The 23,387-nt window shown below is 63.7% G+C and carries 22 protein-coding genes; 10 read left to right on the forward strand and 12 right to left on the reverse strand.

The features are described 5' to 3' along the window. Nucleotides 1-9 precede the first annotated feature (9 nt). On the forward strand, nt 10-1,323 hold the full coding sequence (locus RYH74_RS13775; RefSeq protein ID WP_013970454.1) for an ATP-binding protein: 1,314 nt from the start codon (nt 10-12) through the stop codon (nt 1,321-1,323). A 124-nt stretch (nt 1,324-1,447) separates the two neighbouring features. Here the strand turns inward: RYH74_RS13775 and rimK are convergent, their stop codons facing one another. Continuing rightward, on the reverse strand, nt 1,448-2,353 hold the full coding sequence (gene rimK, locus RYH74_RS13780; RefSeq protein ID WP_013970455.1) for a 30S ribosomal protein S6--L-glutamate ligase: 906 nt from the start codon (nt 2,351-2,353) through the stop codon (nt 1,448-1,450). Continuing rightward, nucleotides 2,350-2,832 (reverse strand): ATP-dependent zinc protease, encoded by a 483-nt coding sequence (locus tag RYH74_RS13785; protein WP_003257436.1) that lies wholly within the window; start codon nt 2,830-2,832, stop codon nt 2,350-2,352. The genes rimK and RYH74_RS13785 overlap by 4 nt, the downstream gene beginning before the upstream one ends. Nucleotides 2,833-2,941: 109 nt before the next feature. Between RYH74_RS13785 and RYH74_RS13790 the strand changes: the two genes are divergently transcribed. Beyond that, nucleotides 2,942-3,343, forward strand: a complete 402-nt coding sequence (locus RYH74_RS13790; protein WP_013970457.1) for an RNA-binding S4 domain-containing protein — start codon at nt 2,942-2,944, stop codon at nt 3,341-3,343. A gap of 194 nt (nt 3,344-3,537) precedes the next feature. On the opposite strand, the gene RYH74_RS13795 is transcribed toward RYH74_RS13790, so the two are convergent. Beyond that, nucleotides 3,538-4,332, reverse strand: coding sequence for a phosphatase PAP2 family protein (locus tag RYH74_RS13795; RefSeq protein ID WP_075044322.1), 795 nt, complete (start codon nt 4,330-4,332; stop codon nt 3,538-3,540). Nucleotides 4,333-4,453: 121 nt separating this feature from the next. Here RYH74_RS13795 and hslO point away from each other — a divergent pair, with 121 nt between their 5' ends. From hslO to RYH74_RS13810, 3 genes are all read left to right on the forward strand, one after another. Then, nucleotides 4,454-5,353, forward strand: a complete 900-nt coding sequence (gene hslO / locus RYH74_RS13800; RefSeq protein ID WP_015268604.1) for an Hsp33 family molecular chaperone HslO — start codon at nt 4,454-4,456, stop codon at nt 5,351-5,353. Between the two features lie 179 nt (nt 5,354-5,532). Then, nucleotides 5,533-7,074, forward strand: a complete 1,542-nt coding sequence (locus tag RYH74_RS13805) for a phosphoenolpyruvate carboxykinase (protein WP_025337333.1) — start codon at nt 5,533-5,535, stop codon at nt 7,072-7,074. Nucleotides 7,075-7,305: 231 nt separating this feature from the next. Then, complete coding sequence (locus tag RYH74_RS13810) at nt 7,306-7,746, forward strand: acyl-CoA thioesterase (RefSeq protein ID WP_317409567.1); 441 nt, start codon at nt 7,306-7,308, stop codon at nt 7,744-7,746. Nucleotides 7,747-7,801: 55 nt separating this feature from the next. Here the strand turns inward: RYH74_RS13810 and RYH74_RS13815 are convergent, their stop codons facing one another. The 3 genes from RYH74_RS13815 to fdhD all read right to left on the reverse strand — a co-directional run bounded on the left by RYH74_RS13815 (nt 7,802) and on the right by fdhD (nt 11,782). After that, nucleotides 7,802-8,284 carry a glycine zipper domain-containing protein gene (locus RYH74_RS13815; RefSeq protein WP_025337335.1) on the reverse strand — a complete coding sequence of 161 codons (483 nt, stop codon included), beginning with the start codon at nt 8,282-8,284 and terminating at the stop codon, nt 7,802-7,804. A gap of 316 nt (nt 8,285-8,600) precedes the next feature. Further along, nucleotides 8,601-10,946: an FdhF/YdeP family oxidoreductase gene (locus RYH74_RS13820; protein WP_075044325.1), complete on the reverse strand. Its 2,346-nt coding sequence runs from the start codon at nt 10,944-10,946 to the stop codon at nt 8,601-8,603. 5 nt (nt 10,947-10,951) lie between these two features. Next, the gene (fdhD, locus tag RYH74_RS13825; protein WP_075044326.1) at nt 10,952-11,782 is read right to left on the reverse strand and encodes a formate dehydrogenase accessory sulfurtransferase FdhD; all 831 of its coding nucleotides are present in this window, start codon (nt 11,780-11,782) and stop codon (nt 10,952-10,954) included. A 187-nt stretch (nt 11,783-11,969) separates the two neighbouring features. On the opposite strand from fdhD, the gene lysM reads away from it, so the two are divergent. Then, nucleotides 11,970-12,410, forward strand: coding sequence for a peptidoglycan-binding protein LysM (gene lysM / locus RYH74_RS13830; RefSeq protein ID WP_023661080.1), 441 nt, complete (start codon nt 11,970-11,972; stop codon nt 12,408-12,410). Between the two features lie 112 nt (nt 12,411-12,522). On the opposite strand, the gene yrfG is transcribed toward lysM, so the two are convergent. After that, entirely contained in the window at nt 12,523-13,185 is a 663-nt protein-coding gene (yrfG, locus tag RYH74_RS13835; RefSeq protein ID WP_003257447.1) for a GMP/IMP nucleotidase, read from the reverse strand. 64 nt (nt 13,186-13,249) lie between these two features. Between yrfG and nudE the strand changes: the two genes are divergently transcribed. Together nudE and cysQ are read left to right on the forward strand one after the other, a co-directional pair. Beyond that, entirely contained in the window at nt 13,250-13,816 is a 567-nt protein-coding gene (gene nudE, locus RYH74_RS13840; RefSeq protein WP_015268611.1) for an ADP compounds hydrolase NudE, read from the forward strand. After that, on the forward strand, nt 13,813-14,631 hold the full coding sequence (gene cysQ / locus RYH74_RS13845; protein WP_084785110.1) for a 3'(2'),5'-bisphosphate nucleotidase CysQ: 819 nt from the start codon (nt 13,813-13,815) through the stop codon (nt 14,629-14,631). Before nudE ends, cysQ begins: the two co-directional genes overlap by 4 nt. A gap of 213 nt (nt 14,632-14,844) precedes the next feature. Here cysQ and RYH74_RS13850 read toward each other — a convergent pair whose 3' ends face one another. From RYH74_RS13850 to rfbC, 4 genes are read right to left on the reverse strand one after another with little or no spacing between them, the layout of a single operon-like run. Continuing rightward, nucleotides 14,845-15,300 (reverse strand): YiiD C-terminal domain-containing protein, encoded by a 456-nt coding sequence (locus RYH74_RS13850; protein ID WP_085664163.1) that lies wholly within the window; start codon nt 15,298-15,300, stop codon nt 14,845-14,847. Continuing rightward, nucleotides 15,300-16,706: a sigma-54-dependent transcriptional regulator gene (locus tag RYH74_RS13855; protein WP_025337340.1), complete on the reverse strand. Its 1,407-nt coding sequence runs from the start codon at nt 16,704-16,706 to the stop codon at nt 15,300-15,302. Before RYH74_RS13855 ends, RYH74_RS13850 begins: the two co-directional genes overlap by 1 nt. Continuing rightward, nucleotides 16,703-18,517 (reverse strand): ATP-binding protein, encoded by a 1,815-nt coding sequence (locus RYH74_RS13860; protein WP_317409572.1) that lies wholly within the window; start codon nt 18,515-18,517, stop codon nt 16,703-16,705. Before RYH74_RS13860 ends, RYH74_RS13855 begins: the two co-directional genes overlap by 4 nt. A gap of 42 nt (nt 18,518-18,559) precedes the next feature. Then, on the reverse strand, nt 18,560-19,105 hold the full coding sequence (rfbC, locus tag RYH74_RS13865; protein ID WP_317409573.1) for a dTDP-4-dehydrorhamnose 3,5-epimerase: 546 nt from the start codon (nt 19,103-19,105) through the stop codon (nt 18,560-18,562). A 279-nt stretch (nt 19,106-19,384) separates the two neighbouring features. On the opposite strand from rfbC, the gene aguA reads away from it, so the two are divergent. Next, nucleotides 19,385-20,491, forward strand: a complete 1,107-nt coding sequence (aguA, locus tag RYH74_RS13870; RefSeq protein ID WP_317409574.1) for an agmatine deiminase — start codon at nt 19,385-19,387, stop codon at nt 20,489-20,491. Between the two features lie 185 nt (nt 20,492-20,676). After that, on the forward strand, nt 20,677-20,874 hold the full coding sequence (locus RYH74_RS13875) for a hypothetical protein (RefSeq protein WP_075044327.1): 198 nt from the start codon (nt 20,677-20,679) through the stop codon (nt 20,872-20,874). Nucleotides 20,875-21,006: 132 nt separating this feature from the next. Here RYH74_RS13875 and RYH74_RS13880 read toward each other — a convergent pair whose 3' ends face one another. After that, a complete protein-coding gene (locus RYH74_RS13880) occupies nt 21,007-23,085 on the reverse strand; it encodes a TonB-dependent siderophore receptor (protein ID WP_317409575.1) in 2,079 nt (692 codons plus the stop codon). Nucleotides 23,086-23,387 lie beyond the last annotated feature (302 nt).

Raw genomic sequence — 23,387 nt, forward strand, 5'->3', positions numbered from 1 at the left:
GCGCCGTCGATGAAAACACCGCTCTGGTTTCCGCAAAGTTTCTTCGCCCGCACCCTGTGGCTGGTGTTGATCGTCGTCCTGTTCTCCAAGGCCTTGACCCTGGTCTACCTGTTGATGAACGAGGACGTGCTGGTCGACCGTCAGTACAGCCACGGTGTTGCGCTGACCCTGCGCGCCTATTGGGCGGCCGACGAAGAAAACCGCGACAAGATCGCCGAAGCGGCAGGCCTTATCCGGGTCACCGGCTCGGGCGTGCCCGAGGGTGAGCAGCACTGGCCCTACAGCGAAATCTACCAACGGCAGATGCAGGCCGAGTTGGGCGAAGACACCGAGGTACGGCTGCGCATTCATGCGCCGCCGGCGTTGTGGGTCAATGCGCCGAGCCTGGGCCCGGGCTGGTTGAAGGTACCGCTGTACCCGCATCCGCTGCGTGGGCAGAAGATCTGGAACGTGCTGGGTTGGTTCCTGGCCATCGGCCTGTTGTCCACAGCTTCGGCCTGGATCTTCGTGCGCCAGCTGAACCAGCCGCTCAAACGCCTGGTGTTCGCCGCCCGGCAGTTGGGCCAGGGTCGCAGCGTGCGCCTGCCGATCAGCGACACGCCCAGCGAGATGACCGAGGTGTACAAGGCCTTCAACCAGATGGCCGAGGATGTCGAGCAAGCCGGGCGCGAGCGCGAGCTGATGCTGGCCGGGGTTTCCCACGACCTGCGCACACCGCTGACGCGCCTGCGCCTGTCATTGTCGTTGCTGGACAGCGACAGCGAACTGAGTGACGACATGGTCCGCGATATCGAGGACATGGACGCGATCCTGGACCAGTTCCTGGCCTTTATCCGCGATGGCCGTGACGAGCCGGTTGAGGAGGTCGACCTGGCCGACCTGGTGCGCGAAGTGGTGGCGCCGTACAACCAGCCGGAAGAACGGGTGCGGCTGTGCCTGGAGCCGATCCCACCGTTCCCGCTGCGCCGGGTTTCGCTCAAGCGCATGCTGGGCAACCTGATCGGCAATGCCCTGCACCACGCCGGCAAGGGGGTCGAGGTGGCCGCCTATGTGTCGGGCGACGAGAGTGCGCCGTATGTGGTGCTGAGCGTGCTGGACCGCGGGACGGGGATCGACGAGTCGGAGCTGGAGACCATCTTCAACCCGTTCATTCGTGGTGACCGGGCCCGGGGTGGCAAGGGCACCGGGCTGGGGCTGGCGATCGTCAAGCGGATTGCAGCGCAGCATGGTGGGAATGTGGAACTGCGCAACCGCTCTGGTGGCGGGATCGAGGCGCGGGTACGGTTGCCTTTGGGGCTGTTGCTGCCGCGTAATGCTGTATGAATCTGGTTGGCCGCACCGGCCCTATCGCCGGCAAGCCAGCTCCCACAGGTAATCCACAAGCCTGAAGGTCGTGGTAATCCTGTGGGAGCTGGCTTGCCGGCGATAGGGCCGGTACAGGCTTGAATCAGCCCTTACCCTTGGTCCGAGTCTGATTAGGCCCACCATTCTTCTCCAGATGCTCGATGATCATGGCGGCCACGTTCTTGCCGGTGGTCACTTCAATCCCCTCCAGCCCCGGCGACGAGTTCACCTCCATCACCAGCGGCCCGTGGTTGGAGCGCAGGATATCCACACCCGCCACACTCAAGCCCATCACCTTGGCCGCGCGAATGGCGGTCATGCGTTCTTCCGGGGTGATCTTGATCAGGCTGGCCACCCCACCGCGGTGCAGGTTGGAGCGGAATTCCCCCGGCTTGGCCTGGCGCTTCATCGACGCGATGACCTTGTCGCCGACCACGAAGCAGCGGATATCCGCGCCACCCGCTTCCTTGATGTATTCCTGCACCATGATGTTCTGCTTCAACCCCATGAACGCCTCGATCACCGATTCGGCGGCCTTGGTGGTTTCGCACAGCACCACGCCGATGCCCTGTGTGCCTTCCAGCACCTTGATCACCAGCGGGGCGCCGTTGACCATCTGGATCAGGTCGGGGATGTCGTCCGGCGAGTGGGCGAAGCCGGTAATCGGCAGGCCGATGCCGCGCCGCGACAGCAGTTGCAGCGAGCGCAGCTTGTCACGGGAGCGGGCTATCGCTACCGACTCGTTGAGCGGATACACGCCCATCATCTCGAACTGGCGCAGCACCGCGCAGCCATAGAAGGTCACCGAGGCACCGATGCGCGGGATCACTGCGTCGAAGCCTTCCAGCGGCTTGCCGCGGTAGTGGATCTGCGGCTTGTGGCTGGCAATGTTCATGTAGGCCCGCAGGGTATCGATCACCACCATTTCGTGGCCCCGCTGGGTACCGGCTTCGACCAGGCGGCGGGTGGAATACAGACGCGGATTGCGCGACAGCACAGCGATCTTCATGCAGCACCTGTGGCAGTAGAAAGGGTGGCCGGGAAGGCCGGTTTGTCTTGTACGTATTTGAGGCCAGGGTTGACCACCAGCTGGCCATGGATCAGGGCCTTGGAACCCAGCAACAGGCGATAACGCATGTTCTTGCGGCAGGCCAGGGTGAACTCCACCTCCCACACACCATCGCCCAGGGCCAGTGACGTGCGGATGACATAGCGGGTCTGGGCCTGGCCATTGGAGCTCTTGATGGTTTTCATGGTCACCAGCGGTGCCTCGCAGCGGCGGTGGCGCAACTGCACCACCGAGCCCAGGTGTGCGGTGAAACGGACCCAGGGCTGGCCGTCGCGCTCGAACGGTTCCACCTCGGTGGCGTGCAGGCTGGAGGTGCTGGCGCCAGTGTCGATCTTGGCGCGCAGCCCGGCCACGCCAAGGTCGGGCAGGGCGACCCACTCGCGCAGGCCGATCACAGTCAAATGGTCAAATGTCTTCACGGAACGCACCCTGCGGATGAGGTGGTGAACTGTAAGCACGGCGGGGATTTTTTGCATCCGATCGTTACGGTAGTACAGTTCGATGAAACACAGCGTTCGAGGTAACGGGATGGCACAAAAAGCCGAAGACGACGACAAGGTCCGCCTGGACAAATGGCTGTGGGCGGCACGCTTCTACAAGACCCGCGCGCTGGCCAAGGCGGCGATCGAGAGCGGCAAGGTGCATTGCCGGGGTGAGCGCTGCAAGCCGGGCAAGGAGCCGCGGGTGGGTGACGAGTTCGTGCTGCGCACCGGGTTCGACGAGCGCACCGTGGTGGTGAAGGCTCTGTCGGTAGTGCGGCGTGGGGCGCCAGAGGCGCAGACGTTGTACGAAGAGACCGAGGACAGCGTGCGCCGGCGTGAGCAGGCGGCGGAACTGCGCAAGGCCGGGGCGATGGGCGTGACCACCGATGGGCGGCCGACCAAGAAGCAGCGGCGGCAGATTCACCAGTTGCATGGGAGCTTCGAATAGCCGGGGCCGCTTTGCGGCCCATCGCCGGCAAGCCAGCTCCCACAGGTACTGCGCAAGCCTTGAAACTTGTGCAAACCCTGTGGGAGCCGGCTTGCCGGCGATGAGGCCACGGCAGCCAGCACAAGCCCTGAGGCCTGCGCCCCCCTGTAGGAGCGGCCTTGTGTCGCGATGGGCTACGCAGTAGCCCCAAGGATCTAGCGGGTCACCGCCAAGCGCCCGACCAACGGTAACTTGGCCGCTATCGCGAACAACGGCGCCGTCCAGCGCATCAGAACCGCACTCCCCTTGGCCGCCAGCGGCGTGTAGCAGCTCCAGCCCAACGCCAGCACTGCCATCAGCAGCCCGCCGATGTAGTCATCCTGCCCCCAGTGGGCACCGGCCACCAGGCGCGGCAACATGAACAACACCGCCAGCCCCCAGACCACCAGATACTGCACCAGGCGGCGGCTGAACACGCTCATGAACAGCGCCCAGACCAGCAGCACCGAGGCATGATCCCCCGGGAAACTCTTGCTGGAACGGTCCTTGAGCTCCCAGGCCGCCTCCAGGTTCGGATAGTAGTCGCTGAGGTGCACCACCTCGTCGAACATCATCGACGGGCTCTTGTGCTGCCAGCCGGCTGCATCCACCCACTTGGAAAACAGCGCGCGAATCACCACTAAGAGGATTAGCGTGACCAGGAAGCCGAAAAAGGCCTGGCGCACCTGGGTTGCCTTGAACACCCAGTCGCCACGGATAAGCACTGCCAGAAGGATCAGGCCGACGACGATGTCGAATGGGCGCAGGCTACCGACGGTCCAGATGTAGCGCCAGGTGGTGTTGTCGGCCAGCGGCGCATTCAGGCTGTGGAACAGCCACTCGTCGAAAGTCAGGCACAAGATCTGGCCAATGGGCCATAACCAGAAACACAGTAGAGCGATAGGAAGCAGCGTACAGGCTGCCAATGGCCCCCAGGACCACCTTGCTTGGAACAGTGGTCGATTGTCCATAAAATACCTCTATTGCAAACAGGAATCGGAGCGCCTTGTGAGCGCTCTGTCACGGGGTTCTCGGATGTTTTTCGACAACCCTTGTAACCATTTTGTCATCATTTTCAGATAGCCAAAACCTATGAGCGACTTGCCTGATACCGATTTCACCCAACGTTTCATCTTCGACGAGCGCGATGTGCGCGGCGAGTGGGTGTCTCTCGATGACAGCTACGCCGCGGTGCTGGCGCGTCATGAGTACCCGCAGCCGGTGCAGGCACTGCTGGGCGAGCTGATGGCCGCCACCGCATTGCTGGTGGGGGCGCTGAAGTTCGACGGCCTGCTGATTCTGCAGGCGCGTTCCGCAGGGCCGATCCCGCTGTTGATGGTCGAATGTTCTGGTGACCGGGACATCCGTGGCATGGCCCGCTACGAAGCGGACCAGATCCCGGCGGATGCGACCCTGTCGCAGCTGATGCCCGACGGCCACCTGACCCTGACCATCGATCCGGTCAAGGGCCAGCGCTACCAGGGCACTGTCGACCTCGACGGCGCCACCCTGTCGGAGTGCTTCACCAACTACTTCGTCCAGTCGCAACAGCTCAACACGCGCTTCTGGCTCAACGCCGAAGGCGGCAAGGCCCGTGGCCTGCTGCTGCAGCAACTGCCGCGCGATCGCCAGCCGGACGATGAAGAGCGTGAAGAAAGCTGGCAGCACGTTGTGGCATTGGCCACCACGCTCAAGGCTGATGAGTGGGCGCTGGACAACGAAACCCTGCTGCACCGCCTGTACCACGAAGATGCCGTGCGCCTGTTCGATATCCAGCCGCTGCGCTTCAATTGCAGCTGCTCTCGCGAACGTTCCGGCAATGCGCTGGTCAGTTTGGGCGAGCACGATGCCAAGGCGCTGGTGGAAGAATGCGGCGGGCAGGTGGAGATCGATTGCCAGTTCTGCAACGAGCGCTATTTCTTCGACGCCAGCGATGTGGCGCAACTGTTTGCCGGTGGCGGCACTGACGTAGCCTCAGAAACTCGTCACTGAAACGTTTAACTACAGGACAATCTCCTGTCGAATTGCGCAAAAGCGCAGTTCTGACAGGAGGGGCCTACTTTTTTTGGGCGTTTCTGGCATAATCCGGCCACTTTTTTCGCTGTAGTAGTTTTTTCAAGACAACTACAAAACGTTTGGAGCACTCGGCCTCGGGCCGGATGGGGTATCTCATGACGCAAGCCAACAACACCGTGTACACCGACCTGAGCGTCGATGAGCTGGTAAAAGAAGCGCTGCAACGCGGTGAAGGCGTACTAGCCGATACTGGCGCACTGGTCGTGGAGACCGGTCACCGTACTGGCCGTTCGCCGGCTGACCGTTTCATCGTCGAAGAGCCTTCCACCCAGGACGCCATTTCCTGGGGCCCGATCAACCGCAAGTTCCCGGCCGACAAGTTCGATGCCCTGTGGGACCGCGTCGAGGCGTTCAACAACGCCCAGGATCACTTCGTTTCCTACGTTCACGTAGGGGCTGCCGCCGAGCACTACCTGCCGGTGAAGATGACCACCCAGACTGCCTGGCAGAACCTGTTCGGCCGTTGCCTGTTCATCAACCCGGAGCAGTACAACCCGGCAGGCCGTGGCGAGTGGCAGGTCCTCAACGTCGCCAACTTCGTGTGCGAGCCTGAGCGTGACGGCACCAACTCCGATGGTTGCGTGATCATCAACTTCGCCCAGAAGAAGGTGTTGATCGCTGGCATGCGCTACGCCGGCGAAATGAAGAAAGCCATGTTCTCGGTGCAGAACTTCCTGCTGCCGGCTGCCGACGTGCTGCCAATGCACTGCGCGGCAAACATCGGCGAACAAGGCGATGTGACCCTGTTCTTCGGCCTGTCCGGCACCGGCAAGACCACCCTGTCGGCCGACGAAAGCCGTTACCTGATCGGTGACGACGAGCACGGCTGGGGCGAGGGCGTGGTCTTCAACATCGAAGGCGGCTGCTACGCCAAGTGCATCGACTTGTCCGAGAAGAACGAGCCGGTCATCTGGAAAGCCATCAAGCATGGCGCCGTGCTGGAAAACGTCGTACTCGACGCCAACAAGCACGCCGACTACACCGATGTCAGCCTGACCCAGAACAGCCGTGCGGCCTACCCGCTGGAGCACGTTGCCAAGCGTTCCGAAGCGAACCTGGGCGGCGAGCCGAACGCAGTCATCTTCCTGACCTGCGACCTGACTGGTGTTCTGCCTCCGGTTTCGATCCTGAACAACGAGCAGGCGGCCTACCACTTCCTGTCCGGCTACACCGCGCTGGTCGGTTCCACCGAAATGGGATCGGGCAGCGGCATCAAGTCGACCTTCTCCACCTGCTTCGGCGCACCGTTCTTCCCGCGCCCGGCTGGCGAGTACGCCGAGCTGCTGATCAAGCGTATCAAGGGCTTCGACTCGAAGGTCTACCTGGTCAACACCGGCTGGACCGGCGGTGGCTACGGCGTTGGCAAGCGCTTCAGCATCCCGACCACCCGTGCCGTGATCGCTGCGATCCAGAGCGGCGCGCTGATCGGTGCCGAAACCGAGCACCTGGACATCATCAACCTGGACGTGCCGAAGGCCGTTCCGGGCGTTGATACCGAGCTGCTCAACCCGCGCACCAACTGGGCTGACAAGGCTGCCTACGACGAGGCCGCCAAAGGCCTGGCCAAGCTGTTCATCGAAAACTTCAAGAAGTTCGAAGTTTCCGACGCCATCAAGGCCGCTGGCCCACAGCTGTAAGCTGAGCTTACCTGTAACGAAAGGCCGCCCCAACGGGCGGCCTTTTCATTTTCTACTGCCTGTACCGGCCTCTTCGCGGCTAAAGCCGCTCCCACAGGTACACCACCAACGTTGAATGCAGTGCAGTACCTGTGGGAGCGGCTTTAGCCGCGAAGAGGCCGGCACAAGCAGCGGAAATCCGGTTTTTCTGTTTCACTGTCAGCATCCATTGCGAAGACAAGAGCCAGCCAGATGACCGAATCCCCTCAGCGCACTGCCTTCTCCCACTTCCACCCCATCCTCACCCGCCCCCAGGACAATGACCTGAACGGCCACATCGCCGGTGCCACCGTGCATGGCTTCTTCGAAACCGCCATCCAGGCGTTCCTCGTCGAACAGGCCGACCTGGACCTGCGTGACGGCGAGCTGGCGGCCTTCGTGGTCAGTTCGGCGGCGGATTTCTACGCGCTGCCAGGCTTCCCGGACGTGCTGGAAGTGGGGCTGGGGGTGGCACGCCTGGTGGGCAGTACGGTGGAGTACCGCCTGGCCCTGTTCCGCCCAGGCGAGCCGGAGGCGTGTGCGGCAGGCACGGTGGTGCAGGTGTTCATCGAACGCGCCAGTGGCCGGCCAGTGGCATTGCCAGAAGCGCTGCAGGTGATCCTGTCTGGTTTGCTGCTGGAACAGCAGGCATAAAAAAGCCCCGCTGGCAGGGGCGGGGCTTTTGTTGCCGGGGCAAGGCCCTCAGGCGTTAGTCGCGCCAGTGGCGCTTGTGCTTGCGATGGCCGTAGTGGTGGCCACGGTCCCAGTGGCGGCGGTCGTCGTCATAACCACGACGGTAGCGGCGGCCTTCGTGGTAATCGTCTCTGTCGGCCTCTTTACCCATGTAGTTACCCAGTGCGCCACCGGCACCACCGCCGGCTGCTGCGCCAATGTAGCTACCGGTAGTGCCGCCCACGGAGCGGCCGACCACGTTACCGCCTGCTGCGCCCAGCGCGCCGCCGATAGCGGCTTCCCCACGTTGACGCTTGTCGGCACCCAGGGCACCGCCAGCCGCGCCGCCCAGACCGGCACCAATGGCGCCGCCGGTGCTACCACCGATGGAGTTGCCCACCACGGAGCCCAGTACCCCACCCAATGCGCCGCCAATGCCGGCCTCGGTGGTGCCGCCTGCCATGGCAACGCCGCTGAGCAAGCTGAAAGACAACAACAGTATCGAGGAGTACTTCTTCATCAAGAGAGCCTCATAAGGATGACGAGGCGATTTTTGAGCCTTGCAGGCACGCCTGGCAACGGAAATCCGACGAGTAACACGAGTTGTACACAATTCTCTAACTTACTGTATTTACTGTGAAACTTTATCGTTTTTTCGCTGTCTGAGACCTTTATGACGAAGCCCTGAACCGCTATGGAACAGGGCTTTTTTATTTTTGCGCAGGGGCTTCCGGCCTCTTCGCGGGTAAACCCGCTCCCACAGGGATACCACCGCTCTCAGTCCTTGAGTTGCCTCTGTGGGAGCGGGTTTACCCGCGAAGAGGCCAACACCGTTCCTACAGGATGCGCCCGTCGTCCCGCGCCCGCTCCAGCTTGATGGCGATGAACTTCGACGTCGGCGTATGGCTGCCGTCGCCAATGCTTTCCAGTGGCACCAGCGGGTTCACCTCCGGGTAGTACGCCGCCGCCTGCCCGGCCGGGATGTCGAAGGCCAGCAGGGTGAAGCCGTGCACACGGCGCACATGCTCATCCCCCCACAACGACACGATGTCGACCTGCTGCCCCGGCTGGAAGCCCAGGCGGATGATGTCGGCTTCGTTGGCGAACAGCACCTCGCGCTGGCCACGCACGCCGCGGTAGCGGTCGTCCAGGCCGTAGATGGTGGTGTTGTACTGATCGTGCGAGCGCATCGATTGCATGATCAGGTCAGGTACCTGGCCGCTGGCGCGTACACGCTCGTCGAGCAGCGTGTCGGGCAGCAGGTTGGCCTTGAAGTTGGCGCGGCCGGTGCTGGTATTCCATTCGCGGCTGGCAGCGCTGTTGCCCAGGTAGAAACCGCCCGGCTCGCGCAGGCGCTGGTTGAAGCCGCTGAAGCCAGCGATGGTGTCGCCGATCAGCTCGCGGATACGGTCGTAGTCAGCCACCAGCCAGTGCCAGTCCACGGGCTTCTTGCCCAAGGTGGCGGCGGCGATACCGGCGATGACCGCCGGCTCCGAGCGCATCTGCGTCGACAGCGGCTTCAGCTGGCCATTGGAGGCGTGGACCATGCTGAACGAGTCCTCTACCGTTACCGCCTGTGGCCCTTCTGCCTGCAGGTCGATGTCGGTGCGCCCCAGGCACGGCAGGATCAGTGCCTGCTTGCCGTGCACCAGGTGGCTGCGGTTGAGCTTGGTGCTGATGTGCACGGTCAGCTCGCAGTTGCGCAGTGCCTGGGCGGTGCGCTCGGTGTCTGGCGTTGCCTGGGCGAAGTTGCCGCCCAGGCCGATGAACACCTTGGCCCGGCCGTCGAGCATGGCGTGGATCGCCTCGACAGTGTTGTGGCCGTTGTGCCGGGGCACGGGGAAGCCGAAGCGCTGCTCGATGGCGTCCAGCAGGGCCACCGGCGGGCGCTCGTTGATGCCCATGGTTCGGTCACCCTGCACGTTGCTGTGACCACGCACCGGGCACAAGCCTGCGCCTGGCACGCCGATATTGCCGCGCAGCATCTGCAGGTTGACGATTTCCTGGATGGTCGGCACCGAGTGGCGGTGCTGGGTAATGCCCATCGCCCAGCACATGATCACCCGCTTGCCACGGCAGTACATGCGCGCGGCCAGTTCGATGTCGGCCAGCGCCAGGCCGGACTGGGCCTGGATGTGCTCCCACGGGGTGGCATCCACTACCGCCAGGTAGTCGTCGACGCCATGGCCATGTTCGGCGATGAAGGCGTGGTCGAAGACTGCCGGTTCGCCGTTGGCCTGGGCTTCGCGTTCCCATTGCAGGACGAACTTGGCCATGCCGCGCAGCAGCGCCATGTCGCCGCCCAGGGCCGGGCGGAAGAATGCGGTGTTGGTCGGCCGGTCGCTGTTGGTCAGCATTTCCAGCGGGTTCTGCGGGTGCTGGAAGCGCTCCAGGCCACGCTCCTTGAGCGGGTTGATGCACACCACCTGGGCGCCGCGCTTTACCGCATCGCGCAGCGGGTCGAGCATGCGCGGGTGGTTGGTACCGGGGTTCTGGCCCCAGACGAAAATCGCGTCGGCGTGCTCGAAGTCGTCGAAGGTGACGGTGCCCTTGCCGACCCCGACGCTTTGCCCCAGGGCCACGCCGCTGGCCTCGTGGCACATGTTCGAGCAGTCGGGGAAGTTGTTGGTGCCGTAGGCCCGCACGAACAGTTGGTACAGGTACGCTGCTTCGTTGCTGGCGCGCCCCGAAGTGTAGAACTCGGCCTGGTCAGGGCTGGCCAGCTTGTTCAGTTCGCGGGCGATCAGGGTGAAGGCGGCGTCCCAGCTGATCGGCTGGTAGCGGTCGCTGGGCGCGTCGTAGACCATCGGCTCGGTCAGGCGCCCCTGGTACTCCAGCCAGTAGTCGCTCTGCTGCAGTAGCGAAGTGACGCTGTAGCGGGCGAAAAAGGCGGCATCGACGCGGCGCTTGGTCGCCTCCCAGTTCACTGCCTTGGCACCGTTCTCGCAGAACTTGACCATGCCGCTTTCCGGCGAGTCGCCCCAGGCGCAGCCGGGGCAATCGAAGCCGCCGTTCTGGTTGGTCTTGAGCAGCGCGCGAATGTTCTTCAGCGCGTTATCGCTGCCAACCCAGGCCTTGGCCACGCTGCGCAGCGCGCCCCAGCCACCGGCGGGGCCGTGGTAGGGCTTGTAGCGAGGGGAGGAGGCTGGGGCGTTGTCCGGGAGGTGTTGGTACGAGGTCACGACTGTTACGACTCCGCCGCTGGGCTGTAGACCCGCGGTGCGCTGTGCTTGGGCAGATGGATAAGGTTGAGGTTGTGCTTGCGCGCCCATTGCAGGGCAAGGCCGGTGGGCGCCGACAGGCTGACCAGGGTCTGGATACCGGCCCGCAGCACCTTCTGGATCAGCTCCAGGCTGCATCGGCTGGTGACGATGGCCAGGCCACCCTGGCTGTCGATGCCTTGGCGCAGCAAAGCGCCGATCAGCTTGTCGAGGGCGTTGTGCCGGCCGATGTCTTCGCGGCCGAGCAGCAGTTCGCCGTGGCGGTCCATGAACAGCGCCGCATGCACCGCGCCGCAGTGCTGGCCGAGGGGCTGGAAGGCATCGATACGCTCACGCAGGCCGACCAGCCATTGCGCCGGTGGCAAGGGTGCGCCAGGCAACTTGGCCAGCTCTGGCAGTGCCTGCTCCAGCGCTTCGACCCCGCACAGGCCGCAACCACTGGTGCCGGCCAGCTGGCGGCGCTGGTTTTTCAGGTTCCAGAACGCACGGCTGGAAATCTCCAGGTCGGCATACATTGCCGAGCCGCTGCCGGAGAGTTTCAGGTCGTAGATTTCCGTGGTGCCTTCCACTATGCCGCTGCCGACACTGAAGCCGACGGCGAAGTCTTCCAGGTCGGTTGGGCTGACCAGCATCACCGCCTGGTTCAGGCCGTTGTAGACAATGGCCAGGGCCACTTCTTCGGCCAGGGGCGTGCTGTCGCGTCTGGCGTCATTGAGCTGGACGTAATCGTAGGTGTTGCTGGCGGCGGGCATGGTCAAGGGCGATGAGGCCGCGCAGACCGGAGGTTTGCTGTTCATCGGGGCTGACTTTTCATCGGGGCTATCGGCAGCTTTCAGATAGCACAAGCCTAGGCGTGCGGGCCGGCGGCGTCTAATCGCTAGGGTCTATGCCTTGATAGACCGCGTCGATTGGTCGCATGGGGGCGGTAGGGGAAAAGCTGGCCTAGACTGCTGTGTCCGAGGTTTCGTCAACAAGGAGAGCGCTATGAGCTTGTTCAGTTTCGTCAAGGAAGCGGGCGAGAAGTTGATCGACCTGCTGACCCCCGGCAATGCCAATGCCGAAGAGCAGCTGAAGAAACACGTGGAAAGTGTCGGCCTGGGCAACCCGAATATCACGGCCACTGTAGAGGGAGACACGATCATCCTCAAGGGTGAGGTGGCCAGCCAGGAGGAGAAGGAGAAGATCATCCTGGCGGCGGGCAACGTCGCTGGCGTGGCCAGTGTCGATGACCAGATCACCGTGACCGGACCGGTGGCCCAGGCCGCGCGGTTCGTGACGGTGGAGAAGGGTGATACGTTGAGCGCCATTTCGAAGAAGGTGTATGGCGACCCCAACAAGTATCAGAAGATCTTCGAGGCCAACAAACCGATGCTCAAGCACCCGGACAAGATCTATCCGGGGCAGGTGTTGCGTATTCCTGACTGATCTCTGCAGCCTGTACCGGCCCTATCGCCGGCAAGCCAGCTCCCACAGGATTACCACAGGCCTGAGGACCTGCGAGGTATCTGTGGGAGCTGGCTTGCCGGCGATAGGGCCCTCACAGGCCTACCAATAATTCCCGGTAATCCTCCACCGCCGCAAACTCCTCGGTATCCCGCGGCCCTGCCTGGCTATCCGGCTGGCGCACCGCCAGCAGATGCCCCACGCCAAACCGTCGCGCACTACGCAGAATCGCCAGGGTGTCATCGATGAACAGGCTGCGCTCCGGTTCAAAGCCGATGTCCGCCTGCAACGCGTCCCAAAACTGCGGGCTTTCCTTCGGGTAGCCATAGTCATGCGAGCTGATCAGCCGTTCGAAATACGGCGCCAGCTCCACCCGCTCCAGCTTCAGCGACAGCGAATCCCGGTGCGCATTGGTGATCATCACCACGCGCTTGCCCGCGTCGCGGATCGCGGCAAGGAAAGTATCGGCATCCGGGCGCAGGGCGATCAGGTCGGCGATTTCCTGTTTCAGCTCGCGGATCGGCAGCCGCAGTTCGCGGCTCCAGAAGTCCAGGCAATACCAGTTCAGCGTGCCGGCATTGCGTTCGAACAGCGGCTGCAGCTCCATTTCTGCCATGGCCCGGCTCACCCCGTGCAGCTCGGCATAGCGCTGGGGCAGGTGGTCCAGCCAGAAGCGGTTGTCGTAATGCAGGTCAAGCAGGGTGCCATCCATGTCCAGCAGGACGGTATCGATGGCAGACCAGGGAAGAACAGGCATGGGAAACTCTCGATCAGTCGGCAAGCCACGGTATAGTAACCCGTTCACGCCAAGGAGCCGCCCCATGCGCCAGAAACCCACCGTCCTCAGCCGCGAAATCGTCGCCAGCAGCCGTCTGTTTCGCGTCGAAGCCGTGCAATTGCGCTTCAGCAATGGCAACGAACGCACCTACGAGCGGCTGGTGGGCCGGGGCAATGGCTACGGGGCGGTGATGATCGTGGCCATGCTCGACGCCGAGCACGCGGTGCTGGTGGAGGAATACTGCGGCGGCACCGACGAATACGAGCTGTCGTTGCCCAAGGGCCTGATCGAGCCGGGCGAGGACGTGCTGGCGGCAGCCGACCGGGAGCTCAAGGAAGAGGCCGGTTTTGGCGCGCGCCAGCTGGAGCACCTGACCGAGCTGTCGCTGTCGCCGGGCTACATGAGCCAGAAGATCCAGGTGGTGCTGGCCAGCGATCTCTACGAGGAGCGCCTGGAGGGCGACGAGCCGGAGCCGATGCGGGTCGACAAGGTCAACCTGCGCGAACTCTCGGCCCTGGCCATGCACCCGCAGTTCACCGAGGGGCGTGCCCTGGCGGCGCTGTACCTGGCGCGTGACCTGCTGATTCAGCGGGGGCTGCTGGAAGCATGAACGACCTGCAATTGATGCACGAAGTGGTCAAGCTGGCCCTGTTGGCGGGCGAAGCGATCTTGCCGTTCTGGCGCGCCGATGTGGCCGTGACCAACAAGGCCGACGATTCGCCGGTCACCGCCGCCGACCTGGCAGCACACCGGGTGATTGCCGATGGCCTGCTGGCGCTGGCGCCGCAGATCCCGGTGCTGTCTGAAGAGGACTGCAACATTCCGCTGGCCGAACGTCAGGGTTGGAGCCGCTGGTGGCTGGTCGATCCGCTGGACGGCACCAAGGAATTCATTGCCGGCAGCGAAGAGTTCACGGTCAACATCGCCCTGGTCGAAAACGGCGAGGTGGTGTTTGGCGTGGTGTCGATGCCGACCAACGGGCGCTGCTACTTCGGTGGTCGCGGGTTGGGCGCCTGGCGTGCGGAAGCGGGTGAGGCCGCCCAGGCGATCCAGGTACGCAACGCGCCGCCGGCGGGTGGGCGTTTCACCGTGGTTGCCAGCCGTCGCCATTCCAGCCCGGAACAGGAAGCCTTGTTGGCCGGGTTGGGGGCTGCGGTGGGTGAGCTGGAGCTGGCCAATATCGGCAGTTCGCTGAAGTTCTGCCTGTTGGCCGAGGGCAGCGCCGATTGCTATCCGCGCCTGGCACCGACTTCGCAGTGGGATACCGCGGCGGCGCAGGGCGTGGTGGAAGGGGCTGGTGGGGAGGTAATCGGGCTGGATGGCTTGCCGTTCCGGTACCCGGCGCGGGAGTCGTTGCTCAACCCGCATTTCCTGGCGTTGCCGGCAAATGCTGCTTGGCGCCAAGCCTTCCTGAGCCTGATCTGACGGGTATCATCACACTCTGTTGGAGCTCAGGATTTCAGCTTCGCCGCCTATATCGCCGGGGCCGCTTTGCGGCCCATCGCCGGCAAGCCAGCTCCCACAAGTACTGCGCAGACCTTCAGCATGGCGCTGCACCTGTGGGAGCTGGCTTGCCGGCGATGGGCTGCGCAGCAGACCCAACAGCACTAACTGACTGGCATCAGTACTTGCCCGCGGTCAGCGGTGCAGCACGTACTGGCCGCTGAAGGTAACAGCAGGCTCGTCACTACCGGCATTGCTCACCGTGGTCTCCAGCGTCAACCGTGCCCGCCCGCGGCGCTGGTACATGGTCAAGAACCGCTCCCAGGTCTTTTCATCCGGCGCCGCACACCGCGCCACCGCCGCTCCGGTCACCGGCAGCGGATAACTGATCTGCCCTTCCTGGATGACGATATGCCCGTCATCAATCCCCAACTCGCGCAGGCGCAGGTGCAGCCAGCCCCAACCCACCAGCACCGCGGCGCAGTACAGGCTGCCGCCGAACATGGTGCTCTTGTGGTTGACGTTGGCCGCCAGCGGCAATTGCAGGCGCAGGGTGTGCTGCTGCCAATCGAGCACTTCCAGGCCCATTTCGCGGGTCAGGGGGATGTCGCCGTGCAGGACGGACTGCAAGTACTGGCTATCGGTGTTCATTAACGGTTGTCCTCTTGATCGTCATGCCCGCCGCTACCGCCGTCGAAGCTCAAGCCATGCTTGCGCAGCTTGTCGTGCAGGGTCTTGCGGGGGATACCCAGCGCCTCGGCCAGGCTGCGCATGGAGCTGTGTGGCTGGGCCAGTTCGGCAGCGATCAGCGAGCGTTCGAACTGCTCGACCTGTTCGCTGAGGTTGCCGCTCGGCATCGGTACCGCAGGCATTGCCGCAGGTGGCGCCTGGCCGTCCAGGGCCAGTTCCAGGCCAAGGGCGAAACGTTCGGCGGCGTTCTGCAGCTCGCGTACGTTACCGGGCCAGTCGTGACGCAGCAGCATGGCGCGCTGGGCCGGCTGCAAGGCGTGTGGCGGCAGGCCATGGCGCTGGCTGGCGGCGTCGGCGAAGTGCTGGAACAGCACCAGGATGTCATCGCCGCGTTCGCGCAGCGGTGGAATACGCAGCGGCGCCACGTTCAGGCGGTAATACAGGTCGGCGCGGAAACGCCCCTGGTCGGCTGACTGGCGCAGGTCCTCCTTGGTCGCGGCGATGATGCGGATGTCCAGTGGGATCAGCTGGTTGCCACCCAGGCGCTCGACCACCCGTTCCTGCAACATGCGCAGCAGTTTCACCTGCACATCCAGGCTCATGCTCTCGATTTCATCGAGGAACAGCGTGCCACCGTTGGCGAACTCGAACTTGCCGATGCGGCGTTTCTGCGCGCCGGTGAACGCCCCGGGTTCATGGCCGAACAGCTCGCTTTCGACCACCGACTCGGCCAGTGCGCCGGCGTTGATCGCCACGAATGGCCCATCGCGGCGGCTGGACAGGTCGTGCAGGGCGCGGGCCACCACCTCTTTGCCGGCACCGGTCTCACCCAGGATCAGCACATCGGCGCGGGTGCCGGCCAGGGCGCCGATCTGCTCGCGCAGGCGCTGCATGGACGGCGACTGGCCCACCAGGCGGGTGGCCAGTTGCTGGCGATCGCTCAGGGCCAGGCGCAAGCTGCGGTTGTCCAGCACCAGGCGGCGCAGGGCCAGGGCGCGGCGCACGCTGTCCAGCAGGGCGTCGCTGGCAAAGGGTTTTTCCAGGAAGTCGTAGGCGCCGGCGCGCATCGCCTGCACCGCCAGCGGTACATCGCCGTGGCCGGTGATCAGCAGCACCGGCAGTTCATTGTCACGGCCGTGCAGTTGTTCCAGCAGTTGCAGGCCATCGATGCCCGGCATGCGGATGTCGCTGACCACCACCCCGGGCCAGTCGGCCTCGATGCGTTCGGCCAGGCCCTGGGCATCGGCCAGGGCGACCACCTTGAGGCCGGCCAGGTCCAGGGTCTGGCTCAGGGCCTGGCGCAGGTGCGGGTCATCATCGACCAGGATGACCTGGGCTCGGCTGTCGATCAGTGTCTCGGTGGTCATGCCGAGGGGTCCTCCGAATTGGGCAAAGTAGCGCCAGGCGCGGCCATACGCAGCTGCAGGGTCAGCAGTGCGCCACCCTCCGGGTGGTTGGCCAGCAGCAGTTCACCGCCCAGGGCGCGCATCAGGCTTTCGCAGATGGCCAGGCCCAGGCCCAGGCCCTGGGTGCGGGTCTTGGTGGTGAAGAACGGCTCCTTGGCGTGCTCCAGGGCCTGGCGGCTGAAACCGGGGCCGTTGTCGCGAATGTACAGGTAGACGCAGTCATCGCGCTGCTCGGCACTTAGCCACAGGCGGCGCGGGTTGGCCTTTTCGGTCAGGGCGTCGAGGGCATTGGCCAGCAGGTTGCCGAGCACCTGGCGCAGGCGGGTCTCGCCGGCCTGTACCCACAAGGTGGCTTCCGGCAGGTCGCGGATCAGCTCGACGGCCATTGCCCGGCGGCGCTTGGCCAGCAGCGCCAGGGCATCGTCCAGGGCCGGCTGCAGGGCCACGCTCTCCGGGGCATGGCGGTCACGACGGGCGAAGGCGCGCAGGTGGGCGATGATCGAGGCCATGCGCCCGGTCAGCTCGCCGATCAGCTTGAGGTTGCCGCGGGCGTCTTCGGTACGCTGGTGGTCGAGCAGGATCTCGGCGTTTTCCGCGTAGCTGCGGATGGCGGCCAGCGGCTGGTTGAGTTCGTGGCTGATGCTGGCCGACATGGTGCCGAGCACCGACAGCTTGCCGGCCTGCACCAGTTCGTCCTGGGCGCGCACGGCCTCCTGCTGGGCGTTCTCGCGCTCCAGCACGGCGCTCTTGAGCCGGGTGTTCAGGCCTTCGAGGTCGGCGGTGCGCTCGGCCACGCGTTTTTCCAGTTCCTGGCGGCCACGTGCCTCGAAGTCGATGCGGTCGATGTAGTGACGGCGCCGTTGCATCACCAGGCCGGCCAGCAGCATCAGCACCAGCAGGGTGCCAGCGCCGATGGCCATCACGGTTTGCACCGAACGGTCGACCAGCATGCGCGGGGCGAGGATGCTGACCTGCCAGCCGGTTTCCTTGATGTCGCGGGTCTGGCTGATCCAGGCGTCCTGGTTTAGCACCAGCGGTTGCGGGGCCTGGGTCGGGTAGGGCTGGATGGCGATGATGGCCTGGCGCTCGGCTTCGGTCAGCGCGCGGGTCGCCCGGAAGCGCCAGTCGGGCCGCGAGGTCAGGATGACCACGCCATTGTGGTCGGTCAGCAACAGCTGCTCGGGGGTGCGGCCCCACAAGGTTTCGGTGTGGTCGAGGTCGACCTTGACCACCAGTACGCCAACGATGCGTTCACGGTCTCGCACGGCGGCGGCGAAGAAGTAACCGCGCTTGGCCGATGTGGTGCCCTGGCCAAAGAAGCGCCCCAGGCGGCCGGCCATGGCTTCGTTGAAGTAGGGGCGGAAGGCGAAGTTGCGGCCGACGAAGCTGTCGCGCTTGTCCCAGTTGGAGGCGGCCAGGGTGTTGCCGCTGACGTCCATCAGGTACATCACCTCGGCGCCAGTCTGCTGGACGATGTCCTTGAGCAGGCGGTTGGCGTTTGTCACCGCTTCCAGGCGGAACGGGTCGGCCAGCACCCCGCGCAGCGCCGGCAGGTCGCCGAGTATCTGCGGCAAGGTTTCGTAGCGGTGCAGGGTACCGAGCAGGTTGGCGACGTACAGGTCGAGGGTCTGGCGGTTCTGCGAGGCCAGTTCTTCCTGGTAGTAACGTTCGGCCAGGTGATGCAGGGGCCACAGTAACGGGGCCAGGCACAGGGCCAACAGGGCCAGGCTGCGCCAGCGGGGACGGCGTGGGGGCGTGGGTTTTGCAATCATCACGTAAAGGCGCCAGAAAAGTCTGCCGCAATTATGCGCTAGTTAAGGCAGCAGTTCCGCCTCTGCCAGTGGCAGGCCGAGCTTGTCCTTGTCCGACAGCACCGGTGGCTGCTGCAGCCCCCAGTCGATGGCCAGCGTCGGGTCATCCCAGCGAATGCAGCGGTCGGCGCCCGGGTTGTAGTAGTCGGTGGTCTTGTAGAGAAACTCGGCCGACTCGCTTATCACCGCAAAGCCATGGGCGAAGCCGGGCGGAATCCACAACTGGCGATGATTGTCGGCCGACAGCTGCACCGCGACCCATTGGCCGAAGGTTGGCGAGCTCTTGCGCACGTCCACGGCAATATCACGGATTTCCCCCTGCACCACGCGCACCAGCTTGCCTTGGGTGTTTGCCACCTGGTAGTGCAGGCCACGCAGCACACCCTTGATGGAGCGCGAATGGTTGTCCTGGACGAACTCGACATTCACGCCGGTTTGCCGGGCGAACTCACGGGCGTTGAACGCCTCGAAGAAAAAACCACGGCCGTCACTAAAAATCTTTGGCTCGATGATCAGTACTTCAGGGATCGCGGTAGGGATGATGTTCATGGCGGTTCGCTGGCCCGTTCTGCTCATGTATTGACCCTAGCCGGTCTGGCCGTTTTTTCCGCCTTGGGCTTCAACGGCATTCACAAGGGCTGTCTATGGTAGAGGTCGTGCCGCTTTGGTTCTCGGCCAAGGTTGGGTATGTGTCGATTGTTATCGATTTAATGTCCCTGATCGTTCATGATTTTCCCGATTATCGGGCTTCAAATATCGATATATATCGGTTATAAATTGACAAACGCCCCAGCACAGTCCGGCTCAGGGCCATCACAGAGGTCAACCATGAAAACCCTCAACTCCACTCCCCGTGCCGATGGTTTCCACATGCCCGCCGAGTGGGCCCCGCAAACCCAGGTGTGGATGGTCTGGCCGGAGCGCCCGGACAACTGGCGCCTGGGCGGCAAGCCGGCGCAGGCTGCCCATGTGACCCTGGCCAAGGCCATTGCCCGCTTCGAGCCAGTTACCGTCGCGGTTTCCGCTGGCCAGTACGAAAATGCCCGTCGTCAGCTCGACCAGCCGAACATCCGCGTGGTCGAGATCAGCAACGACGACGCCTGGGTGCGTGACACCGGCCCGACCTTCGTCATCAACGACCAGGGTGAAGTGCGTGGCGTGGACTGGGGCTTCAATGCCTGGGGCGGCTTTGACGGCGGCCTGTACGCACCGTGGAACCGCGACGAGGAGCTGGCGGCCAAGGTCCTGGAAATGGAGCGCTGCCAGCGCTACCACACCGACGGCTTCGTGCTCGAGGGCGGCTCGATCCACGTGGACGGCGAAGGCACGGTGATTACTACCGAAGAATGCCTGCTCAATCGCAACCGCAACCCGCACCTGAACCGCGAGCAGATCGAAGCGGTGCTGCGCGACCAGCTGGCGGTGGACACCGTGGTCTGGCTGCCAGATGGCCTGTACAACGACGAGACCGATGGCCACGTCGACAACTTCTGCTGTTACGTGCGCCCGGGCGAAGTGTTACTGGCCTGGACCGATGATTCCAACGACCCCAACTATGCACGCTGCCATGCCGCCATGGAGGTGCTGAAGAACACCCGCGATGCCAAGGGCCGTGAATTCATCGTGCACAAGATGCCGATCCCGGGCCCGCTGTTCGCCACCGCCGAAGAGTGTGCCGGTGTCGATCAGGTGGCCGGCAGCCAGGAGCGTGACCCGTCGGTGCGCCTGGCTGGCTCGTACGTGAACTTCCTGATCGTCAACGGCGGCATCATCGCGCCAAGCTTCGACGACCCGGCAGATGCCGAGGCCAGAGCGATTCTGGCGAAGATCTTCCCCGACCACGAGGTGGTGATGATCCCAGGTCGCGAGTTGTTGTTGGGCGGTGGCAACATCCACTGCCTGACCCAGCAGCAGCCGGCACCGGTCAAGCGTTGAGCGCACGGTGAATGAAGGGGCCCGTCAGATGACGGGCCTTTTTTGTTTCCGGGGCCGTCCGCAGGCCTGTGCTGGCATATGTTTTGTATTGTTTTCAGTCAGATAGCTCGGCCATGCCGAGCTCTCGGATCTGTAACAATCCTTACGTAGATTAGCCGCTCACGGGCCAGGGAGTACGTGTAGAAATGAACGCAGCAAGTGAGTCGGCTTTGCGCCCATCGGCAGTGAATCACCAATCGCTCAGGCTTGTGGCGAAGTGGTTGAAACACCATGGATGCATCAGGGTCAGGACGACCGACCCACAACGTCTGCTTGCCGGACGATACCCCCAAGGGCTGATCAGCGAAGCAGAAATGCAGGCGCTGATGGCGGTGTGGCACTGATCGATTGCTTAAACCTGTGCTGGCCCCTTCGCGGCTAAAGCCGCTCCCACAGGTACCCCACTGGGCTCGATACATGTGGGGTACCTGTGGGAGCGGCTTTAGCCGCGAAGAGGCCGGCACAGGCAATAAAGATCAGAAGCTGTAGCTGCCAGTCACCACCAGGCTACGCGGGTCACCCACCTGGATCTGCGCCGCACTGGTCGCAGAGCTGTAGTAGGTCTTGTCGGCAATGTTGCTCAGCGCCGCCCGCACATCCCAGTCCTGCGTGCGGTACCCCGCCAATGCATCCCAGCGGCCATACCCCGGCAGCACCGTGGTGTTCTGGTTGTCCGCATATCGCTCGCCCACCAGCGTCAGGCCGGTTTCGGCGTACCAGCCCAGTTCCGGTTTCCAGGTCACGAACAGGCTGCCGTTGCGCTTGGCCACATCATTGATGCGGTTGCCTTCCTGGCCGTTGTTGTCCTTGACGATGGTCGCGTCCTGCAGGCCGATGCCACCGCGCACGTACCAGTTGCCAATGATGTTGCCGGTGGCGGTCAGCTCGATACCGCGCGAACGCTGCATGCCGCTGAGCAAGATGTTTTCCGGGACAAGCGGGTCGCGAGTGCGGCGGTTGTACAGTTCCAGCTCGTAGATGGCCAGGGTGGTGGTCAGGCGCTGGTCGAGCCAGTCGCTCTTCACGCCGATTTCTTTCTGGCGGGTTTCTTCCGGCTTGGCGTCGTTACCGTTGCCCTTTGCGCCTGGGGTGATGCCGATCAGACCGCCACCTACAGGCGAGAAGGTCTTGCTCCACGAAGCGTAGAACGAATGGTCGCGCCACGGTGTGTAGACCACACCCAGGCGTGGGCTGGTGCTGTTGCTGTCCTGTGTTTCGCTCAGGCCATCCTTGTTGGTGGTCTGCACGTCGAACTGGTCGAAGCGTACGCCGGCAAGTACCTGCCACTGATCGTTCAGGCGGATCTGGTCTTGCAGATAAAGGCCGCGGCTATCGACCACGGTATGGTTGTCACTAAACAACGTCATTGGGCCATTGAGTTGCTGGTTGCGGCCGGGCTTGCCCAGGCCCTGCAGTTTCTGGTCGACCGCTTTGTACAGCACCGGGTCGCGCTTCTGGTTGCCGAACTCCAGGCCCAGCAACAGCTTGTGCTCCAGGCCCAGGGTGTCGAAGTCGCCCTCGGCCTCGAGGGTGTTGAACAGGTTGCGGGTGTTCAGGTCCTGCTGCCAGCGCTGGCGGGTCAAGGTGTCGGTGCTGGCGTCGTAGCCCGTGACGTAGGTGTTGTCGAACTCACTGTCGAGCTTGAACAGGCCCAGGGTATGGCGCAGCTGCCAGGTTTCGTTCAGCTGGTAGTTCAGGCGCGAGCGCAGCGACTGGGCGCGGTCATCGATGTAGTCGCGCTGGGTGTCGCCATAGGTGGTGCTGCGGCTGACATCTGCCGGGCGGCCGTTGACCCCGGGGATGCCACGGTCCGGGGTGCGGTTGTAGCGGCTGTATTCGTATTGCACCAGCCAGTTCAGGTCGGGGGTGACCTGCCAGCTGATCGACGGGGCGAACAGCTGGCGGCTGCCGTCGATGCCGTCGCGGAAGCTGTTGTTGTCCTGGTTGCCCATGTTCAGGCGCAGGCTGACGGTGTCGCTGGGGTCGGCACTGAGGTCGGCATACAGGCTGCGCAGGTCTTCGCTGCCGGCCTGCGCCTCGATGCTCGAACGGCGGCCGTGCTCCGGCGCCTTGCTTACCCGGTTGACGATACCGCCCTGGCTGCCACGGCCATAAAGCACCGCTGCCGGCCCTTTGAGCACTTCGACCCGCTCGATGTTATGCAGGTCGCGGATGTACTGGCTGTCGTCGCGAATGCCGTCCAGGTAGAAGTCGTTGCTGGCCTCGAAGCCGCGGATGCGCACGCTGTCGAAGCGGGTGTCGGCACCACTGCTGACGTTGGGGATGCCTTCCAGCGCCTTGCCCAGGGTGTTGCTGCCGTAATCCAGCACGTTGACGGTCTTCACCGTGTCGATGGCCTGCGGCACATAGCGTACCGGCGTCGAGGTGCGGGTCGCGGTGCTTACCTCCTTGACCCGCGGGTTGTCCTCTTCGCGCTCGCTGTCGGCGGTTACCGACAGTTCCGGCAGGGTGGTGGTGGCGGCACTGGCCAGGCTGGCGCCGAACAGCAGCGACAGGCCAAGCGTCAGGGGTGAAAGACGGCAGGGTACAAGCATGGGCACATCCGGATCGAGCAGGTGAAAAAGAGATGCGGATGGTAATGCTTGTTATTTGCTATTGCTTGAGTATTTGTAAAGGGTTGTCATTACAACTGTGTCTGTTTGTTACGGCTCCTGCCGCGCCGCCTTTCCCTGCAGGAGCAGCCTTGCGCTGCGAAGGCGCCCTGACAGGAAAATTGTCCGTTCGATCAAAAGGCTATTTCCCACACAAGATAAATTGTCCGCTGATAGCGCAAACCTGCATGGAAATGCACCAGACCCGCAGGCGATTTTGGTTATATCAACCTGCATTTCACGAC

This window comes from Pseudomonas sp. LSJ-87, from assembly GCF_032971465.1.
In the GTDB taxonomy this organism is placed as follows: domain Bacteria; phylum Pseudomonadota; class Gammaproteobacteria; order Pseudomonadales; family Pseudomonadaceae; genus Aquipseudomonas; species Aquipseudomonas putida_Z.

Excerpts from the sequence above, each read along its gene's own strand:
- RYH74_RS13855 (WP_025337340.1), bottom strand. The coding sequence starts at position 16,706 with ATGACCACCGAGACACTGATCGACAGCCGAGCCCAGGTCATCCTGGTC.
- yrfG (WP_003257447.1), bottom strand. The coding sequence starts at position 13,185 with ATGCCTGTTCTTCCCTGGTCTGCCATCGATACCGTCCTGCTGGACATG.
- hslO (WP_015268604.1), top strand. The coding sequence starts at position 4,454 with ATGAGCGACTTGCCTGATACCGATTTCACCCAACGTTTCATCTTCGAC.
- RYH74_RS13790 (WP_013970457.1), top strand. The coding sequence starts at position 2,942 with ATGGCACAAAAAGCCGAAGACGACGACAAGGTCCGCCTGGACAAATGG.
- RYH74_RS13805 (WP_025337333.1), top strand. The coding sequence starts at position 5,533 with ATGACGCAAGCCAACAACACCGTGTACACCGACCTGAGCGTCGATGAG.
- RYH74_RS13795 (WP_075044322.1), bottom strand. The coding sequence starts at position 4,332 with ATGGACAATCGACCACTGTTCCAAGCAAGGTGGTCCTGGGGGCCATTG.
- nudE (WP_015268611.1), top strand. The coding sequence starts at position 13,250 with ATGCGCCAGAAACCCACCGTCCTCAGCCGCGAAATCGTCGCCAGCAGC.
- rimK (WP_013970455.1), bottom strand. The coding sequence starts at position 2,353 with ATGAAGATCGCTGTGCTGTCGCGCAATCCGCGTCTGTATTCCACCCGC.
- fdhD (WP_075044326.1), bottom strand. The coding sequence starts at position 11,782 with ATGAACAGCAAACCTCCGGTCTGCGCGGCCTCATCGCCCTTGACCATG.
- RYH74_RS13860 (WP_317409572.1), bottom strand. The coding sequence starts at position 18,517 with ATGATTGCAAAACCCACGCCCCCACGCCGTCCCCGCTGGCGCAGCCTG.
- RYH74_RS13875 (WP_075044327.1), top strand. The coding sequence starts at position 20,677 with ATGAACGCAGCAAGTGAGTCGGCTTTGCGCCCATCGGCAGTGAATCAC.
- RYH74_RS13815 (WP_025337335.1), bottom strand. The coding sequence starts at position 8,284 with ATGAAGAAGTACTCCTCGATACTGTTGTTGTCTTTCAGCTTGCTCAGC.
- aguA (WP_317409574.1), top strand. The coding sequence starts at position 19,385 with ATGAAAACCCTCAACTCCACTCCCCGTGCCGATGGTTTCCACATGCCC.
- RYH74_RS13775 (WP_013970454.1), top strand. The coding sequence starts at position 10 with ATGAAAACACCGCTCTGGTTTCCGCAAAGTTTCTTCGCCCGCACCCTG.
- rfbC (WP_317409573.1), bottom strand. The coding sequence starts at position 19,105 with ATGAACATCATCCCTACCGCGATCCCTGAAGTACTGATCATCGAGCCA.
- RYH74_RS13810 (WP_317409567.1), top strand. The coding sequence starts at position 7,306 with ATGACCGAATCCCCTCAGCGCACTGCCTTCTCCCACTTCCACCCCATC.
- cysQ (WP_084785110.1), top strand. The coding sequence starts at position 13,813 with ATGAACGACCTGCAATTGATGCACGAAGTGGTCAAGCTGGCCCTGTTG.
- RYH74_RS13880 (WP_317409575.1), bottom strand. The coding sequence starts at position 23,085 with ATGCTTGTACCCTGCCGTCTTTCACCCCTGACGCTTGGCCTGTCGCTG.
- RYH74_RS13850 (WP_085664163.1), bottom strand. The coding sequence starts at position 15,300 with ATGAACACCGATAGCCAGTACTTGCAGTCCGTCCTGCACGGCGACATC.
- lysM (WP_023661080.1), top strand. The coding sequence starts at position 11,970 with ATGAGCTTGTTCAGTTTCGTCAAGGAAGCGGGCGAGAAGTTGATCGAC.